Below are 18,761 nucleotides of genomic sequence, written 5' to 3' on the forward strand. Positions count from 1 at the left end.
TTCCTTCCTGCTACAGTAATTACTCTTCATTGCCAAACCAGCAAATATTGCGCGCGGCCATAATCAGCTCGCCGGCTTTCTCGCTGGTCAGGCCTTCAATATCGGTAAGATCGTCAACGCCCTGCTCGGCAAGCTCTTCAAGATTGCATACGCCCTTGGCGGCAAGCTTGTAGGCAAGTGCGCGATCGAGGCCGGGTAGGCTCAGCAGATCCTCTTCCGGCTTTTTACCACCCAGGCTCTCTTCCTGTGCCAGCGCCAGCGTCGTTAACGCATTCTTGGCGCGTGAACGCAGCGCTTCGACGGTGTCTTCGTCCAGACCGTCGATTTCCATCAGTTCCTTCGCGGGAACGTAAGCCAGCTCTTCCAGCGTTGAGAAGCCTTCCTGCACCAGCACGGCAGCAAAGTCTTCATCAATGTCCAGATATTTGGTAAACGCGTCGATCGCAGCAAAAGCTTCAGCCTGATGCTTGGCCTGCAGATCTTCGGTTGTCATCACGTTCAGCTCCCAGCCGGTCAGCTGAGCGGCCAGGCGAACGTTTTGACCGTTGCGGCCGATGGCCTGCGCCAGGTTGCTGGCTTCGACGGCGATGTCCATCGTGTGCTTGTCTTCGTCAACGACGATGGAGGCAACGTCGGCGGGCGCCATGGCGTTAATCACGAACTGCGCCGGGTTGTCGTCCCAAAGCACGATGTCGATACGCTCGCCGCCCAGCTCGCCGGATACGGCCTGAACGCGCGCGCCGCGCATGCCGACGCAGGCGCCGACCGGGTCGATACGCTTATCGTTGGTCTTCACGGCAATCTTGGCGCGTGAGCCCGGATCGCGAGCGGCAGCCTTGATTTCGATAACTTCTTCGCCGATTTCCGGTACTTCGATACGGAACAGCTCTACCAGCATTTCCGGGCGGGAACGGCTGATAAACAGCTGAGCGCCGCGCGCTTCAGGGCGTACGATATACAGCACGCCGCGCAGGCGGTCGCCAGGGCGGAAGTTTTCACGCGGCAGCATGTCTTCACGGTTAATCACCGCTTCAGCGTTGCTGCCCAGATCGAGAATGATGCTATCGCGGTTGACCTTCTTCACCACGCCGGTGACGATATCGCCTTCGTATTCACGAAACTGCTCCACCACCATGGCGCGCTCGGCTTCACGCACTTTCTGCACGATAACCTGCTTGGCCGTTTGGGTCGTAATGCGGTCGAAGGTGACAGATTCAATCTGGTCTTCAACGTAGTCGCCGAGCTGCATTGCCGGATCTTCGAACTGGGCCGCTTCCAGCGTGATTTCACGCGTAGGTTGAGTGACTTCCTCAACGACCAACCAGCGGCGGAACGTATCGAAATCGCCGGAACGGTGATCGATGCTGACGCGCACGTCGATATCCTGCTCATACTTTTTCTTGGTTGCCGTTGCCAACGCCGTTTCCAGCGCCTCGAAAATCTTCTCACGAGGAAGCGACTTTTCGTTAGAAACCGCCTCGACAACAGCCAGAATCTCTTTATTCATCTAGTTGCCTCATATGAGCTTAAAAGTGGGGAACAATGTTCGCTTTCTGAATATTGCTCAGAGCAAACATCTCATCTTTACCTTCGACGTTCAGAGTGATGGTTTCACCCTCAACGCCTTTAATCGTACCGACCCATCTGCGGCGATTTTGTACGCCCATGCGCAGGGTCAGGCTGACTTCTTCACCGATAAAGCGCTCGTAGTGCGCGGCGGTGAACAGCGGTCTGTCCAAACCGGGGGACGAAACCTCCAGGTTATAGGCCGTCGTGATGGGATCTTCCACGTCCAGCACTGCGCTAACCTGATGGCTGACGTCCGCACAGTCGTCAACGGAAATACCGTTTTCGCTGTCAATATAAATGCGCAGCGTCGACATGCGGCCGCGAATAAATTCAATACCGACCAGCTCAAAGCCCAGTGCTTCAACCGGTGCGCTAATCAGTTCCGTTAACTTTTGCTCTAGCGTGGCCAATCCCACCCCCAAGACATAAAAAAAGGGCCTTATAGCCCAGTGATTTTGCCGTCAAATAACAAAAAACCCCGCTTTACAAGTCGGGGCTTTTTGCAACTGGACCCTGTAAATGACTCAACGCCGTCGCGCTAAATCAGTCTAGTCTCTTTTCAAATAAAAGCAGCGATACGCCAAGAAGTTTATTATTTAAAAAGAGACCAAGGAAAACTGGTTGCGGGGGCCGGATTTGAACCGACGACCTTCGGGTTATGAGCCCGACGAGCTACCGGGCTGCTCCACCCCGCGTCCGAACGATGCGTATAATACGCGACTCGCCTATAAAACGCAAATGTTGATAAAGTCGACTCCCTTTGAAAACGCCCTGAAGAAATATTTGGCATAAAAGAGCGGATAATATTCGTACTGCGACCGGAATGCGTTATACAAGGCCGCGTTCGGCCCGGTTTTCAGCACCGAAGCGTAATGATAGTATGACTTCACCCATCTTTTATTTTTGGCGCCCTCAATGTCCTTTACGCTTCGCCAACTCGAATTTTTCGTTACGCTTGCCGATACGGGGCAAATATCAAAAGCCGCGCTGCGCTGCAACGTGTCGCAGTCGTCAATGACCGTATCTCTCAAAAATCTGGAAGAACAGTGTGAAAGGCAGCTATTTACTCGGCACGCGAAAGGCATTCGATTAACGAGCGAGGGGGAGCGGCTTTTACGCCACGCTCGGCAAATTCTAAATTCGGCCCAGCTGGCCGTAGCGGACGTTCGTATGCCTTCAAACGAGCTGCAAGGCCCGCTTCGCTTGGGCGTTACGGAGACGCTGTCGGCCTACATGCTGCCGACGCTGCTCAGCGACATCGCTGCACGCTTTCCCTCTTTGGAACTTGAGCTGCTGGAGCTACCCTCTACGCCGCTGTTTCAGGCGGTAGAAAACGGCGATGTCGACTTCGCCATTATGCTGATATCCAACATTACGCTGCCCAAGCGCTGCGAAACGGAGATCTTCTTTCGCTCAACCCGCCGCCTGTGGACCTGCGCGGGCCATCCGCTACAGAACGCGCCGACCATTACGCTAAAAGACGTGGCGCAGGAGGACTACCTGCTGCTCGATATGGACGACCATATTCCCATCGTCAACAGCTACTGGGGGAAACAGGGATTGAATCCCAAAGTCAAATTCGAATCGAGATCGATAGAGGCGGTCAGAAGCATGGTCGCGCTGGGCCTTGGCGTCACGATTTTGTCCGACTTCGTTTATCGCGCCTGGTCGCTGGAAGGCAACCGCATTATCCGCCGCGACGTAAGCAACGTCATTCCCTCGATGGATATCGGCGCTGTATGGATGAAGGATCGCCCGCTGTCGGGTCAAGCGAGGATGATGATTGATTTTATACGAGACCAGAGGATTTACTGAATTTAGAAAAAGAATGGGCCGCGCAAGCGGCCCATGAATAACAAAGGGATATAGACCTCAACCGCCTACGCTAAAGAAAGCGTAGCGACCCAGAAGCTCTCCCACAACGGTGACGACCAGCGCCAGAGACAGCAGCCCGCCCGGCAGCGCCTGACGCTTTTTAACGGCGTAGTTAACCGTAAGCAGCAGCGCAACCGCCAGCAGCACGTAGCGCCCTATCGTCAACGCTTCGACGTTTGCCGCAGCCGCTGTGCTGGTAATCCCGACAGACAGGCTGGACGTCAGGCCAGAGGTAGCAACGGCCAGCATTGCAATCACTGCAAGCGTCGCCAGCAAAATCCCCACGATGAACAGGCGAAGCAGCGACACCGTCAGGCCCGCATCGTCGCTTTCAGCCAACCGGCGCAGAGGCGACTGCATGCAGAGCGCGCCAAGCAGGCTACCCATCATGAGCGCCGAGCCGTAGAACCCGGCGTAGGTGCCCCAGCCCTGCCACAGGATAAAGCGGCTGTTGTCGTAAATAGCGGACATCACGAAGATATCCGCGACGCCCGCCAGCGCCGTCAGGGCCAGCAGCGCCGTAGGCACCTTCTTCTTCACCAGCACGACGACCGCCGTTAAAAACAGCAGCGCCATAAACAGCGCGGTGAACAGGATCTCGCGGCTCATCCACGAACTGGCGACGTGGCTTAAGGTATACAGCGCGTGCATCGGGTTGCCCAGGTGGGTCATCGACGCTAAAAGCCCTATAGCCCCAATCACCAGCGCGCACAGAATCGCCGGCCTGGCGACGGCCAGCCGCTTGTCGCCGTCCATCCCGCTAAGGGCGAACGTCTGGCAGTACCAGACGGTGACGACGCACCCTATCGCAAGCTGCATCAGCAGCGTAAAAATAACTAATGGCCATTCATGCATCTCAGTATCTCCGCTGTTTTTTATCGCCAACGACCAGGTTGGGATGGGTAATTGACGAATCGGGCAACCCTTCGATATTGGCGTTGTCTCCGTACTTTTTGCGCAGCTCGCTGATAGGACCGAAGTCCAGCGCCCGCATCGGACAGGCGTCCACGCACGCCGGGTTTTCTCCCTTGGCGCGCAGGCTCAGGCAGGTGTCGCACTTGGTCATCATGCCCAGCGCTTCGTCATACTGAGGCGCTTCATAAGGGCAAGCCCAGGTGCAGTAACGGCAGCCGACGCACAGGCTGTGGTCGACGACGACGACGCCGTCCTCTTCGCGCTTATGCATCGCCTTGGTCGGGCAGTGGCTGACGCAGGCCGGCTCGTCGCAGTGGTTACAGGAAATGGAGAGGTGCCAGCGTCTCGGCTTGGGATAGCTTCCCTCTTCAAAGTCATAAACCCGACGGAAGTTGCGGCCAACTTCAAGGTCATTCTTATCTTTGCAAGCGATGACACAGGTTTTGCAGCCGATGCATTGCGCGGCGTTAAAATAAAATCCGACCTGTTCCATACTTATTGCTCCTCACCAAAAATAATACGCTGCGGTCTCGCTACGTCCGCAATTAGCGCTTCGCCATGCCACTTCTCTACGTTGCACAGCACGGTATTCCAACCGGACGTGCCTAAACCGGTGGCGACCTGCTCGGTAATCGCGTTATCCGCGCCCGCCAGATCGACGCCGTTCTTCTCATCCAGTTCGAACCAGCTACCGTGCGGCAGGGCGACGACGCCGGGCTTGAGCGTTTCCGTTACCCAGGCCGGGCGCAGCGTTTTACCGGAGGCGCTGGTGATAAGCACCGTTTCGCCGTGCTTGATGCCTAAACGAACCGCGTCGGACTTATTAAGGTAGACGGGAGAAGGCCACGCCTCTCGAAGCCACGGAACGTTGTCCAACGTGCTGTGAGAACGCCTCAGGTAGTGAGGGTTATAAACCTGGAAGGGGTATTTGCTTTTGACCTTGCCCTTCCAGTCGGCGAAGCTTGCTTCGTATCCTTTAGCCTTCGGCGTATAGGCAGGGATCGGCGGTACTTCGCTCCAGTTGAATTCCTTACTGGCCTTGGTCAGCGCCGGACAGTAGATTTCAAACTTGCCGCTGCCGGTCTCGCGCGGATGGCCCTCGGGATCGCGCACAAAGTCTTCATAGGCGATGTAACCGTAGTTGTCGCCCTCTTTGCGCATAATCTGATAGCTGCCCTTTTCAAGGAACGCCTTCAGCGTAATTTTGCCCTGCTGCGCACGTCCGGAGACGCCCCATTCGGCCAGATCCTGCTCGGTGATGGTCAACAGCGGCACCTTGGTCTTGCCGTCTTCGTCGATGACGTTGGCGCCCTGCAGCGTGTTGAAGAACTGCTGCTTCTCTGAAATCGGGAAGATTTTATCGACGTCGAGGCCAAGACGCTTGCCGATCTCTTTGGCTACCCACTGGTCGCTTTTCGCTTCATACAAAGGTTGTACGATATTCACCGCCACGATCAGAACTTCGCGGTTGCTCGGATTAAGGATGGTGCCTTCACGCTCCCACTCGGTGGTCACCGGCAGCACAACGTCAGAATACTTGGCGCTGGTGTGCAGTACGTAGGTCGGGGATACGATAAACTCCACCTTCTCTCTAAGCAGTGCGATGCCTTCGGTAATGTTGGCGCGAGTTTGCATCGTGGCATTGAAGGTATGGAACATCATCTGAACGTCGATGCGCTTATCGCCCGCGCCGCGTTGACGGCATACGCCCTCTTTCAGCACTCGGTTGATTTCATTATGGTTAATCGACGTTTTTATCGGATTGGGGAACGACGGTAGGCCGGTGCCTCCGCCGTTTACCAAACGAGGCCCGCCGTTGCCGGCAGCGTAGTGGCAGCTGACGCCGGTCATTCTGCCCGGACGCCCCATGTGGCCGGTCATAAATCCCAGGGTTGAAAACGCATGTACCCAGCCTTCGCCGTCATGAATGCGCGCGGGCGCCCAGCCGGTCAGCATCGCGACGCGCTCGGTGCCGCCGATCTGTCTTGCCAGGCTGCGGATATCTTCAGGCGATACGCCGCAAATTTCAGACGCCCACTCCGGCGTTTTAGGCTCACGGGTGAAAGTGCCCAGCAGATAATCTTTAAAGTTATCGTCCGGATTTGCGCCCGCGGGCATATGGTCTTTATCGAAGCCCACGCAGCAACGGTTCAAGAAGTCCCAGTCGATCAGCGGATTGGTAGTCGGCTCATCTTCTTCCAGCAGGGCGTACATGATGCCCAGCGCCAGCGCGTGGTCCGTTCCCGGGTTGATGGGAACCCACTGCGCGTCAAGCAGTTCACTGGTAGCGGTGTAACTCGGGTCGATGCAGATAAAGCGAGCGCCGGCCTTCCTGGCCTGCAGGTAGTTATAGGACGGGCTGCCCGGGCTGCTCCATGCGGGGTTAGCGCCCCAGAGCACAACCAGCTGCGACTTGCGCAGATCGATACGATCGTTGGCGCCGAACTTGTACCAGCCGTCGTGTACGCCGAGATAGGGGGACGTATACAGCCAGGCGCCCCAGGAGGTGGTTCCCCAGTCGGACGTATAGCCGCCGTAGTTGGCGTAGACGTTAAAATAGTTGGCCCCGCTGCCGCCGGTCAGCCAGATGGATTCGTTGCCGTACTTCTCTTTTATCCGCTTGGTTTCGCTCGCAACGATGTCCAGCGCTTCGTCCCAACTGATGCGAACCCACTGGTCGCGGCCGCGCAGCGATTTATCGCCGCCGCCCGGCGCCCAGTTTTTACGCTTCATCGGATAGCGGATGCGGTCCAAACCAAACACCTGCTTACGCTGAGAGCGCCCGCGCAGACAGCCGCGCTGCTGCGGGGCATCGGCGGAGTCAGTGTGCGTATCGTCCGTTTTTTGCCGTTCAACGACGCCGCCAACCACCAGCGCCTTGTTAAGGCAGCGACCGCCGCAGTTATGCCAGCATGCCGCCGGCTTCCAGACGCCAGCCTTATCCGCCGCCGCAGAAGACGGCGCTGCTGCGGTTTCCGCCCTCAGCCCTCGGCTTAGGGGCAGCGACGCGATTGCCGCTGCGGCAGTGCCCAGCTGTATAAACGTGCGCCTGCTGATACCTGAACGTGATTTATTTGTCATTAGATACTCCTAACATTGCTTATTGCTCGCTATGTTTTCCATCGTCGTTCTCGTTATTGTTTACTATCATCGTTTACCGTCGAGGTCGGCTTCCTTCGCCCAGGCGTCATTAAGCCGCCGGGCGTCGTGCTTTAAGAACGGGGGCAGCAAAAGCGCCACGCCGCGATAAAAATCGGTTTGTGCGTGAGTCTGAATGTTTTGGCAAAACTCATCACAGAACGCCAAAAGATGCTGCGAAAGAAAATCGCACTGCGCGCGCAGGCGCGCGACGGCGCCGTTGAGGGAAACGCCTCTGTGCAAATCTTCGGCAACGCTTTGGCTTTGCTGAAACATAAAGTCCAGCTCATAGCCAATGTGGTCCGCCGCTTCGTTTTCACCTTCTTCCATCATCCAGCCGAAAGACTGATAAACGGCCTTTACCTCACGGGTACAGTGCTGAAAAAGCAGCTTATCCTTTGATACGTAGACCGACTCCCAAGGCGGTGCGGGAGGCGTCTCCGGCCCGATAAACAGGCGGGTGAAGTCCCAGTGCAGGTCTTCAAACGCGGCGTCTCCCGCCGTAAACGCGCTCTGCGACAGCGCGTTTTCTATCATTGTCAGCGCCGCGTTGAATTCCGCATCCGCTACGGGGGGAAACAGCGATTCGAGATCCTGTTCCCGTAAGAAATTCAACAGTTCCGGCGTCGGCTCCTCGATCAGAAGCCGCCGAAGGACGTCATAGCCCATCGGGCGCTGTGTGAGATAGTCGTGAACGTCTGAAGTGTTCATGGTCGTATCCTTTAAATCTCTGAAAATACGAAAGTGGACGGCGTGGCGTACTGCAACTGCACTTCTTTGATATCGAACTCGGTGGCCGAGTACTGCTCGATAACGTTAAGAGAAAGGCAGATTTCTACGTCCAACCGTTCGAGTAAAGCGATAGAAGAGGGATGAAACTGTACGAAGCCGCGCTTAACGTCGCGCCTTATGGGCCGTTTATGTTCGGTAAGAATGGCCGCCACGCCGTCGGCCTGTCGGCCAAAAACCTTGGCGCACTTCAGGAAATAGTCTTTCTCGGAGAAGAAGTAGGTATCGCCGACGTCCGCATCGACGTTTTGCTGATAAACCTGCCCGGTATGCTTATTTTCCAGGGAGCAGTAGTGGACGCCTATCGATAGCCCCTTCTCCAGCGTAAACAGCATGAGCCTGAGCGCCGCGTTTTCGCTATCCGCGATAGCCAGACCGCCGGCGTACCAGTAGTTGTAATACACCTGATACGGCGGCGACTTCAGGGAAAATCCACGTTCACGAAACGCCTGCGCGTTGTTTAACGGAAAGCAGAATTCCAGCAGGTTAATGCCGTCGACGCCAATATCATCAAGCTCGCACAGCAGATCGCGCATTCTGTCGTCGCTGCCGGGGATAATGGGCATCTCCACCATCACCGAAGGGATATGCGCTCTGGCCAATCGAATACGCCTGAGCACCCGCGCCTGCTTTTCTAACGAGTCGTCAATTTTTATGCTGAAGCGGATCTCGTTTAGGCCCGACGCCTTTAGCCGCTCTACCGTTTCAAGATCGAGCGGATCGCCTGCGGTATAAAGGCGGGAATGGATATTCGGAAAGCTGTCGCGCAGGCGGTTAAAAAAGCTTACCGTCGCATCCTTATACAGCAAAGGCTCGCCGCCGGTCAGCGCGCCGTAGCTCAGCACGGCTCCGCTTTCGGCGATGTGCTGGACTTCCTGCTCCGCCTGACGAAAGTGGTTTTGGTAGTAGTCGTAGTCCTGCTGGTTGGGGTTAAAGCAGAAATAGCAGTCGCGATGGCACTTCAAAGAGAGAAAGGTGGTATGACTAGCTTCCCCGGTTCGACAGGCGATGCAGGCATCCGAAATCCAGTTAACGTGAATGCTTTTATCGCCGTTGGCAAAAACGGCGCCCTCGGCGCGCAGCCGTGCCCGAAGCGCTGCGTTCTCACGGGCCGAGGCCTCCGGCATTTCAAAATCAAGGCCGAATTGCTCCACGGCCTTAAGCGTATTCTTTTCGATATCCACATACTGCCTGGCATAGTCGGCAAAGTCGGGATCTTTGATACAGTCAAAGGAATCAAGGTGAATGGCTTTCATTTTATTCCTCCGTCACTGTGGGAAATTGAGGCTGTTCATGCCGATGCGCTGGGTCGAAAAGCGCAGCCGCTCGCGCACGACGCAGGCCGGGCAGAGATGTTCATCGGGGCTCAACGACGGGTAGCGCCGCTGACAGCGCGGGCAGAGCGCCGCATGGAACGCGTACGATGAGACGGCGCTTTCCTTAACGTCCGGCCGAACGCTCAGCGCCTCTTCAGGGCAGCTCGCTTCGCAAAGCCGACACCCGACGCATTTCCCCGTATCGACAGAGAACTGCCGGTCCTGGTAATGAAACACGCCCGCAGGGCATAGCTGCAGGCAGCTGCCGCAAAGGGAGCAGCGCTCGGTAGAGACGTCGATACTGAACTGCTGGTAGGGTTTAAAAACCTCCGCCAGCGAAATATTTTTAGGCAGTTCGTCCTGCTTTAAATATCTCTGGATTAATCCAATGCCGAGTAAACGACGTCGTTTTATTGCGCTATCCTCTCGTTTAAAATAAGAATCATTATTATTTAAGGAGGGAGAAATAATGGAAAATGGCGGCTTGTTTATAGAATGTAAAAACGTGTTGGCTTCTTCGACAATATTCATCCATGACGGATGGCTTTCGTCGAGAATAAGGGTGCGATAGCCTTCATGATAATAAAGCAGCAGCTCTTTTAGCGAAGGAATGGATTCACCGTCCTGATATAAACGCTCATCCTCGGCGCGACGCTGCGGCATTGGCCCTTCTATGGCCATCACCGGACAGGCGAATACGCATCCGCCGCACCGGGTACAGGCTTCCGCCTTCACCGCTACGGTTTCATTTTCCGTAAGAGACAGGGCATGATGTTCACAATAATCAATACACTGCCGACAGGTTGCGCGTTTACTTTTATGCCGAATACAGTCTGATGTGACTAAAACCGTACCGCTTAGAAACGTGTTGATAGCATACTCCACGGCGCTGCTTGGTAATATAAACTGTTATAAAAATAAAAAATAAAAGCTAATTAAAATTAACTTTTTTAACAATGAAGGCGTATAATTAATTATTATGTTATTAAAATGTAACGATGGCTATTTATTACAATAACTCTATCGGGGGAATACTATTCTCGCACTTTTCGTAATGCCAATATAATTTTCACATATTGCATTATTTATTTTATCTATATTGCGATCTGGGTATTTACTTGTAATTGACGGTAAGAAATTATGGCGGCAGGCTGAGGTATAATTCTTCATCGATTAAAAGCTCTGCCTCCTCTTTGAGTAAGCGGCAGAGCCTGAGCGCTTAGAACGAGCGTTGGACGCAGTAGCGATCTGAAAACAATCGCGGAATACAATCCGAGTTCGGATTCATATCTCTCGTATTTTGAGCTACTGTATTAATGACGAATCGCCCCTTTCCAAGCGGGCGATTTTTAACGGCCGGGCGTTAAAAAAACAGAACGCTACACGTCCGCCTAGAAGCCGACGCTAACCGACACCCAGTAGTTACGCCCCGGCATCACGTGGCCCGTAGTGGACTGAGCGGAAGTGAAATAGTCCCCAGCCGTCGTTGTGCCGCTGCCGACCTTATACACATAGGTTTTGGTGAAGTCCTTATCAAACAGGTTATTCACCGCGCCGTTTAGCGTGACGTCTTTAGAGATCTTGTACGATCCGCCCATGTTGAAAACGGTATAGGACTTAAAGTTTTCTCCCAGATTGTCGTGAACCACCTTATTAGCGGCGCTCAGGTTCTCATAGTTCTGAGTAAAGCGCGCCATTTTCCCCCGGTATTCCGCTTTAAACCAGGTGGAAAAACGATCGTTGACGTTCCACTTCAGGTTAGCATTCGCCATATGCTTCGGCGTGTTGGTCAACGGCGCGCCCTGGTTATCGCCGTCCTTCTGCTCGCTGTCGGTATAGGTGTAGTTCAGGTTAAGCATCAGGTCTTTGGTCCACAGCGGAATGCCGGTCGCAAGCTCCAGGCCCTGCGTGGTCGCCTTGCCGACGTTGGTGTAGGTGCTGGTGTTGCTGTCGATAGACTCACTGACTATCTTGTTCTTAAAGCGGTTGTAGAACACGGTCGCATTCGCGCCAAACCCGCTGTCGTGCTCGTAGTAGGCGCCAAATTCGGTGTTAACGCTCTCTTCAGGATCGAGATTCGGATTGCCGATGGTGGTGATCGTCCCCTGCCCCGTCACGCCGCTGATGCCGTTATGTAACTGGGCAAGAGAAGGCGTTTTATAGCCGGTGCTGACGCCGCCTTTGAGGGTCAGCTCATCGAGCGCGTTCCAGACTAAGTACGCGCGCGGGCTGACGTGCCCGCCGAAGGTGTCCTGATATTCATAGCGAGCGCCGTAGGTTAAGGCCAGCGAATCTATAAGGTGCCATTCGTCTTCGCCAAACATCGACCAGGAGTCCTGTTCAAACTTGCTGCCGCCGTTGGCCAGCACGATCCCGTCTTTCATCTGGGCGTTCCAATACTCACCGCCGACGGTGAGCAGATGGCTTTCTCCGACGGGCATCAGCAGGTTGGTATCCACGATGACGTTGGTGTTTTTCAGCAGGCGCTTATCGCCCACCTTGTCAGAACCTGCAGGAACCGACGACTTGGTGATAAGCCGCCCTTTATTTTCCGTTTCGTTATACGAGACGGTGGAATTCCAGGTCGCAAAAGAGAGCTGGTTCGTGCTGCCTAACGTCGCCTTGCGGCGCTGGTAGCGCAGGGTATCCTCATAGCCGCCGGAAGCGCCTATCGTGCCAAGCTGACCGTCGCCGTTGTCGTATTTTTGGTTGGCGATTTCGCCGTCAAGCCAAAGGGAATTATTCTCATCCCACTGCCAGGTCATCTTGGAACCCAGATTGTAATTGTCAGACTTGACCGGGTTAGGCCCGCGGTTGCTCAGCTCCGCGCCGGTCGATGAGGACTCGACGTGAGAAGCGTCGCGACGGAATATCGTGCCGCGCAGGGTAAGCCCCAGCTGGTCTTCCACCAGCGCACCGCCGGAATAAAAGGAGAATTTGGAGCTGTCGCCATAGGCGGTATATTCCTGAAAGGTATGCTCAAGCGTCGCCGAGCCGGACCACTCCTTGGGCGCTTTCTTGGTAATGATGTTAACCACCCCGCCCATCGCGTCAGAACCGTAGAGCGTCGACATCGGTCCCCTGATGACCTCGATACGCTCAATGGCGGATATCGGCGGCATAAAGCTGGTATTCATAGCGCCGAAGCCGTTGGGCGTCACGTCGGAAGTCCCGTTTTGTCGAATGCCGTCGACGAGGATCAGGGTATAGCTGCTGGGCATGCCTCGAATACTGATATCCAGCCCGCCGGTTTTGCCGGTAGTGCTGTTCACGTCAACGCCTTCAACGTCGCTTAACGCTTCGGCCAAATCAGAATAATTACGCTGGCTTAGATCTTCCTGGCTGACGATTGAAACGCTTGCCGCCGCGTCTTTAAGCTTCTGCTCGTACCCGGATGCGGTCACGACCATAACGCTGTTATCGTCAGCAGAAACGGCGGGAGCAGAGGCGATGGCCGTTAACGTTAGGGCCATTGTTTTCTTTAACATTTTTATATTCTCTCGCTGTGGTTGAAAAAGCATTTAATGCAACGCATGTCCATAAGTCCGTCTGATTATATATTTCAGTAAATAAATGTAAATAAAAATCATTACCATTCTCAACTATAATAACTTATAAAATAAAGGGTTTTTACTGGGTGATGTTCATGGATGAGCATAAATACGGTGAAAAAACGCTCTACGGCTCTTTTTTCGCCTTTAAATAAAAGCGTTGCATTCGGTGCTTTTTGAGGGCTGACGTTATTATGAGAAGAATTAACGCCAAGCGAATTTATATGAAAAATCCGACGTCGGCAGATAATGAAAAAGAGAAACTGCGGCTGGGTGCCAGGCAAGAATACGGGGCCGGAGCGGCCCCGCATATGCTGACTAATACGTCAGAGATACGGCTATTTTCAGCGCGGCAATCACCAACCACAAACCTCATTTTCACCTTCCATATCGTAGGCGCGCACCGTATTCACCAGGTCTTTAAGGACGTCGGCGGCCACTTCCGGCACCAAGAGCGCAAGCGGCGTCTCAGTTTTGTAGTCAACGGAAACGCCGCTGTCGTTATTGGTGACTGTCACCGTATAGGTTGATGTGCTCATGGTTACCCCCTGTGAGTATTCACTACTTTTCCAAGGCCTGCGCCGCTGAGATCCGAATCCGGTTGCGCGAAAAAATCGATGTTGAAATAGGTGTCTTCCGTCAGCAGCTCGATTCGGTGCCACTTCTGCGGCGGCGAAATGCCAAAAGAACCGGCCTCAATAACGAGCTCCAGATCCGGCTCCGCCGCATCGGCGTCAGAAAAGCCAAAATACTTCACGGCGCCCCGCATCACAGAAAGCCGCCCATAAACGCCCGCTTTCGTATTGTGATGGGCAAGAAGCGCCTTCGGGACGGTATCTTTATCCCAGAAGGGCGTTGCTCGCGTGTGCATAAAATTTTCAGGAATACGTGTCATAACTTCACCTCCGTTTTAAACGGTTAAAATCTCACGCCGACGTCAAGACTGTCGGGTCGACAAAAAAATCGATGTTGAAACAGGCATCATCCGTTAAAAGCGCAATGCAGTGCCATTTTTCAGGCGGGAATACGCCGAAGCGCCCGGCTTTAATGACCATTTCGCATTCAGGCGTTGCGCACTGCGCGTCTGAATATCCAAGATATTTCACAGCCCCCCGCATCACCGACAGGCGAGGATAAACTCCGGGCCGGGTTCCCTTATCAAGATGGCGCAGGAAAAGCCCCTCGGGCGCCGTCGCTTTATTCCAAAACGGCGTAGAGCGGGTATGAATAAAGTGGCTCGGGATGCGTTCCATAGTGAATCTCCTACGTTTTAGTGAGAAACGGGCGCGGCCTTCATGAGGCATTCAGGCGGGCATCGCCTTCAGTAATGCAAACGCCTCTTTCATGCGATCTTCGCTGACGACAAAGGCGCGAAGCTGACCCTGCGCATCAAGGCCTTTGGCCACCATCCCTTCCAACTCAGCGCTGATTTGCCAGCTCAGGTCGCGGCGGCTGGTTTCTCCCGCCAGATGCAGCGGCATAGCCGGCGTTTTTACCTTCACCAGCATGGCCGGCAGTTTGAGCGGCGCCTCGCCCCCCAGCAAATTCTTCGCCAAATACATTGCGCTAAGCTGAATGGGCTGAAGGAAGGGCAGCACCTGGCCGTTGATTTCCGCACAGTCGCCCAGCGCATAGATATCCGGGCAGCTGGTTTGCAGGAGACTGTTCACGACGATGCCCCGATTTACCTTTACCCCCGCGCCTTGGGCCAAAGCGACCCGCGGGCGCAAACCGGTCGCTGCAATCACGACGTCAACCTCAACGCTGCGGCTGCGGTCAAATGTGGCGACGACGCCGGTTTCCGTTTGCGCTAACGACCGCAGCTGCGAACTGAGCAACAGATGAACGCCCATTTCCGTAAGGCGATGCTGTAAGCGTCCGCTCACTTCCGGCAACATCAGCGATGCCAGAATGCTGGCGGCGCTGTCCACAACGGTCACCGCTTTTCCGGCCCGACAGAAATCCATGGCAAGTTCAGAACCAATCAGCCCGCCGCCGACAATCAGCACCCGCTGCGCATTCAGCAGACGAGACTCGCAGTTGCGGTATTCCGTCTGGCTGTTCAACGTCAATATCAGCTCATGGCCCGGAACCGGCGGCACGCAGGCGCTGGCCCCTGTTGCCAACACCAGCCTGTCGAATTTCCACTTTTGCACCTGCCCTATGACTTCGCGGGCGTCGGCGTCAATTCCCATTACTCGAGTAAAGGGAAAGAGCTGCAGGTTGTACTGTGTGGCGAACTCGTCCGCCGTTTGGCGGGTAAGATCGTCCGCGTGCTGGCCCAGACTGATAACGTGGCTAAGATCGGGCTTGTTGTATTCATCGATGCTGTCGTCGGCGATCACCGTAACGGGGACGTCCGTATCCTGTTTGCGGATATTTTTCACCAGCTGGCGGGCCGCAAAGCCCGAGCCGATAATCACAATGCCGTTGTTCATTTTGCCTCCGAAGCCAGCTCGTCAAAGACCTCTTTTCCCAAAGAACACTCTGGGCACAGGAAGCCGTCCGGCACCTCGCTCCACGGCGTTCCCGGTTCAACGCCCTGCATCGGTTCGCCTTTCGCAGGATCGTAAATCCACTGGCACACGCTACACTGCATGCGGGGCCCTAGCTGAGCCGCGGCGGCGCAGGCACATCCGCCCTGAGATGCGGCTTCGGCCTGCGCATCGGTCGTTTCCTGCAGCGGTGAAAGCGCCCACTGGCGGGCAACCTCTCGGCCGTGCTCCCGGCATACTTCCAGCGTGTCTAAATCCGGGCGCCACTTGGCTTTCAAAGAAATGGTGGTTTCAAAGCCGGCGTCCATCAGGCGAGTCTGGATACGGTCTACCGCGCCGCCGTTCCATCCGTAGCTGCCGAAGGCCGAGGCCTTTTTATTGCGAAAACGCAGGCCGGCCATTTCCTCCAGCATGCCCGCCACTTTAGGCATCATGACGTTGTTCATGGTGGAAGAGCCCACCAGCACGCCCTTAGAGCGAAATACGTTCGTCAGGACGTCGTTCTTGTCACTGCGGGAAATATTAAAGATCTTTACCGCAACGCGCGGATCCACGTCGTTGATCCCCTGCGCAATCGCGTCCGCCATCATGCGCGTATTGTTAGACATGGTGTCGTAGAAAATCGTAATTCGGTCTTCCTGATAGTCGTTCGCCCACTCAAGGTAGCGTTCAACGATCTGTAGCGGATTATCGCGCCACACCACGCCGTGGGACGTTGCAATCATATCGACCGGCACGTTAAGACCGAGCAGCTCGTTCACTTTCGGCGCCACCAGGCGGCTAAACGGCGTCAGGATGTTCGCAAAATAGCGCTGACACTGTTCAAACAGCTCGATCTGATCCACTTCATCGTTGAACAGGCGTTCGTCACAGTAGTGCTGGCCGAAGGCGTCATTACTGAACAGTACGGCGTCGCCCGTAATATAGGTCATCATACTGTCGGGCCAGTGCAGCATCGGCGTTTCAATAAAGATAAGCTTTTTGCCGTTGCCGATATCCAGACTGTCGCCGGTTTTCACGACGTTAAAATTCCACTCCGGGTGGTGGTGGTGGCCGTTAATGGAGTCAATGCCGTTAGCGGTACAGTAAATCGGCGTATTCGGAATGTAGGACATCAACTCCGTCAGCGCGCCGGCATGGTCTTCCTCCGCGTGGTTGATAACGACGTAGTCAATGTCTTCCAGATCGATTTCCGCACGCAGGTTCTGTACGAACTCGCGGCTAAACTTATGGTCGACGGTGTCTATCAGTACGTTCTTTTCTTCACGGATGAGGTAACTGTTGTAGCTGCTGCCCCGCAGGGTCTTATATTCGGTTCCGTGAAAATCACGAACCTCCCAGTCACGCTGTCCGACCCAGTGGATATTGCTTTTTACATGGATAGTCATAACGGCCTCATCAATAATTAAGATTTATGGAACAGATACATGTCTATAATCAACATCCGTGCCAAACTTTTAATTAATTGATTTACATGAATATATTAAGTTTCTGGTCTTTAATGACTGTCAAAATGACTTTTAAGAAAATAGTCAATATGACATTATTGCGGTCATATTGACTATGGAGACATCGATGAGCTTTTCAGTAAACGCACTGGCCAAAATCGCTATTGAGCTGCAAAGCAACGTCGGCCATCAGGACCGCTTTCAGCGCCTGATAACGACGCTGCGCCAAATCCTAGGCTGCGATGCCTCCGCTCTCTTACGCTATGAAGACCGACAGTTTATCCCCCTCGCGATTGACGGGTTGGCAAAGGACGTTCTGGGAAGGCGCTTTATCATTGAACAACATCCACGCCTTGAGGCGATAGCCCGCGCGGGAGATGTCGTACGCTTCCCATCGGACAGCGACCTACCCGACCCTTACGACGGCCTGATCCCTGCACAGGAAAACCTTAAGGTTCACGCCTGCGTAGGCCTGCCCCTGTTTGCCGGACAGAACCTTATCGGCGCGCTGACCCTCGATGGCCTGGAGCCAGAACGGTTTGACGCCTTCAGCGACGAAGAGCTTCGTTTAATCGCCGCATTAACCGCCGGCGCGCTAAACAACGCCCTGTTGATTGAGCAGTTGGAAAATCAGAATTTGCTGCCGGGGCCAACGGCGCCGTCTTTCGGCAGCGGCAGCCATACGGAAACGATCGGCCTGTCGTCCGGCATGATTGATTTGAAAAAACAGATCGATATCGTCGCTGCTTCCGATCTGAACGTATTGATTATCGGCGAGACCGGCACCGGTAAGGAACTGGTCGCTAAATCCATCCACGAGCTGTCTCCTCGAGCAGTAAGCCCTCTGGTCTACCTTAACTGCGCGGCGCTGCCCGAAAGCGTGGCGGAAAGCGAACTGTTCGGCCACGTTAAAGGCGCCTTTACCGGCGCAATAAGCAACCGCAGCGGCAAGTTTGAAATGGCGGACAACGGCACGCTGTTTTTGGATGAAATCGGCGAACTAAGCCTCTCACTTCAGGCTAAGCTGCTGCGCGTACTCCAATATGGCGATATACAGCGCGTCGGTGACGATCGCAGCCTGCGGGTGGACGTTCGGGTGCTGGCAGCGACAAACCGCGACTTAAGAGAAGAGGTTCAGGCAGGCCGATTCCGAGCAGACCTTTATCATCGCCTGAGCGTTTTCCCCTTAATTCTGCCGCCGCTGCGCGAACGCGGAGAAGACGTAATTTTACTGGCAGGATTCTTTTGCGAGCAGTGCCGCGCGCGGCTTGGCCTGTCGCGAGTGGTGCTAAGCCAGACCGCGCGCGCCAAGCTAATCAACTACGACTGGCCCGGCAACGTGCGCGAACTGGAACACGCGGTTTATCGCGCGGTTATTCTTGCCCGAGCAGGAAAACCCAAAGACGAAATATTACTGGAACCGGCTCACTTTACTCTGCAAAACGAACCGACGGCCAGGCCTGAAACCCCTGAAGCTCCGGCGCAGAACGTCAATCTTCGAAACGCAACGGCGGATTTCCAGCGCCGGCTGATTACCGACGCCCTGAAACAGCACGACCAGAACTGGGCGGCCAGTGCGAGGGCGCTGCAGACCGACGTTGCAAACCTGCATCGCCTTGCTAAAAGGTTAGGGCTGAAGTAGAGAAGCTCTCCTCGTTAGCGTGC

General features: G+C 54.8%; 16 protein-coding genes and 1 tRNA gene. 2 read left to right on the forward strand and 15 right to left on the reverse strand.

Annotated features, from left to right (window positions below):
• Nucleotides 1-19 precede the first annotated feature (19 nt).
• From nusA to G544_RS0118960, 3 genes are all read right to left on the reverse strand, one after another.
• Nucleotides 20-1,507: a transcription termination factor NusA gene (gene nusA / locus G544_RS0118950; RefSeq protein ID WP_027276035.1), complete on the reverse strand. Its 1,488-nt coding sequence runs from the start codon at nucleotides 1,505-1,507 to the stop codon at nucleotides 20-22.
• A 19-nt stretch (nucleotides 1,508-1,526) separates the two neighbouring features.
• Entirely contained in the window at nucleotides 1,527-1,979 is a 453-nt protein-coding gene (gene rimP, locus G544_RS0118955) for a ribosome maturation factor RimP (RefSeq protein WP_027276036.1), read from the reverse strand.
• Nucleotides 1,980-2,187: 208 nt separating this feature from the next.
• Nucleotides 2,188-2,264 (reverse strand) — tRNA-Met (locus G544_RS0118960).
• Nucleotides 2,265-2,484: 220 nt separating this feature from the next.
• Between G544_RS0118960 and G544_RS0118970 the strand changes: the two genes are divergently transcribed.
• Nucleotides 2,485-3,384: a LysR family transcriptional regulator gene (locus tag G544_RS0118970; RefSeq protein WP_027276037.1), complete on the forward strand. Its 900-nt coding sequence runs from the start codon at nucleotides 2,485-2,487 to the stop codon at nucleotides 3,382-3,384.
• 57 nt (nucleotides 3,385-3,441) lie between these two features.
• Here the strand turns inward: G544_RS0118970 and G544_RS21455 are convergent, their stop codons facing one another.
• The 12 genes from G544_RS21455 to norV form a co-directional block, all read right to left on the reverse strand.
• A complete protein-coding gene (locus G544_RS21455; RefSeq protein ID WP_051155843.1) occupies nucleotides 3,442-4,299 on the reverse strand; it encodes a dimethyl sulfoxide reductase anchor subunit family protein in 858 nt (285 codons plus the stop codon).
• Between the two features lies 1 nt (nucleotide 4,300).
• On the reverse strand, nucleotides 4,301-4,852 hold the full coding sequence (locus tag G544_RS0118980; RefSeq protein WP_027276038.1) for a DMSO/selenate family reductase complex B subunit: 552 nt from the start codon (nucleotides 4,850-4,852) through the stop codon (nucleotides 4,301-4,303).
• Between the two features lie 2 nt (nucleotides 4,853-4,854).
• Nucleotides 4,855-7,440: a molybdopterin-dependent oxidoreductase gene (locus tag G544_RS0118985; protein ID WP_027276039.1), complete on the reverse strand. Its 2,586-nt coding sequence runs from the start codon at nucleotides 7,438-7,440 to the stop codon at nucleotides 4,855-4,857.
• Between the two features lie 66 nt (nucleotides 7,441-7,506).
• Nucleotides 7,507-8,208, reverse strand: coding sequence for a TorD/DmsD family molecular chaperone (locus G544_RS21110; RefSeq protein WP_051155844.1), 702 nt, complete (start codon nucleotides 8,206-8,208; stop codon nucleotides 7,507-7,509).
• 11 nt (nucleotides 8,209-8,219) lie between these two features.
• Nucleotides 8,220-9,542: a radical SAM protein gene (locus G544_RS0118995; RefSeq protein WP_027276040.1), complete on the reverse strand. Its 1,323-nt coding sequence runs from the start codon at nucleotides 9,540-9,542 to the stop codon at nucleotides 8,220-8,222.
• Between the two features lie 12 nt (nucleotides 9,543-9,554).
• Entirely contained in the window at nucleotides 9,555-10,487 is a 933-nt protein-coding gene (locus tag G544_RS0119000; protein ID WP_071783432.1) for a 4Fe-4S binding protein, read from the reverse strand.
• Nucleotides 10,488-10,993: 506 nt separating this feature from the next.
• Nucleotides 10,994-13,090, reverse strand: a complete 2,097-nt coding sequence (locus G544_RS0119005; protein ID WP_027276042.1) for a TonB-dependent receptor — start codon at nucleotides 13,088-13,090, stop codon at nucleotides 10,994-10,996.
• A 419-nt stretch (nucleotides 13,091-13,509) separates the two neighbouring features.
• Nucleotides 13,510-13,692 carry a DUF1869 domain-containing protein gene (locus G544_RS0119010; RefSeq protein WP_027276043.1) on the reverse strand — a complete coding sequence of 61 codons (183 nt, stop codon included), beginning with the start codon at nucleotides 13,690-13,692 and terminating at the stop codon, nucleotides 13,510-13,512.
• Between the two features lie 2 nt (nucleotides 13,693-13,694).
• The gene (locus tag G544_RS0119015) at nucleotides 13,695-14,048 is read right to left on the reverse strand and encodes a TehB family protein (protein WP_027276044.1); all 354 of its coding nucleotides are present in this window, start codon (nucleotides 14,046-14,048) and stop codon (nucleotides 13,695-13,697) included.
• Between the two features lie 31 nt (nucleotides 14,049-14,079).
• Entirely contained in the window at nucleotides 14,080-14,406 is a 327-nt protein-coding gene (locus G544_RS0119020) for a TehB family protein (protein WP_027276045.1), read from the reverse strand.
• Between the two features lie 51 nt (nucleotides 14,407-14,457).
• The gene (gene norW / locus G544_RS0119025; protein ID WP_027276046.1) at nucleotides 14,458-15,591 is read right to left on the reverse strand and encodes an NADH:flavorubredoxin reductase NorW; all 1,134 of its coding nucleotides are present in this window, start codon (nucleotides 15,589-15,591) and stop codon (nucleotides 14,458-14,460) included.
• Entirely contained in the window at nucleotides 15,588-17,036 is a 1,449-nt protein-coding gene (gene norV / locus G544_RS0119030; RefSeq protein WP_027276047.1) for an anaerobic nitric oxide reductase flavorubredoxin, read from the reverse strand. Before norV ends, norW begins: the two co-directional genes overlap by 4 nt.
• A 187-nt stretch (nucleotides 17,037-17,223) precedes the next feature.
• On the opposite strand from norV, the gene norR reads away from it, so the two are divergent.
• On the forward strand, nucleotides 17,224-18,738 hold the full coding sequence (gene norR, locus G544_RS0119035) for a nitric oxide reductase transcriptional regulator NorR (RefSeq protein ID WP_027276048.1): 1,515 nt from the start codon (nucleotides 17,224-17,226) through the stop codon (nucleotides 18,736-18,738).
• Nucleotides 18,739-18,761 lie beyond the last annotated feature (23 nt).

The sequence above is a fragment of the Leminorella grimontii ATCC 33999 = DSM 5078 genome (assembly GCF_000439085.1).
In the GTDB taxonomy this organism is placed as follows: Bacteria; Pseudomonadota; Gammaproteobacteria; order Enterobacterales; family Enterobacteriaceae; genus Leminorella; species Leminorella grimontii.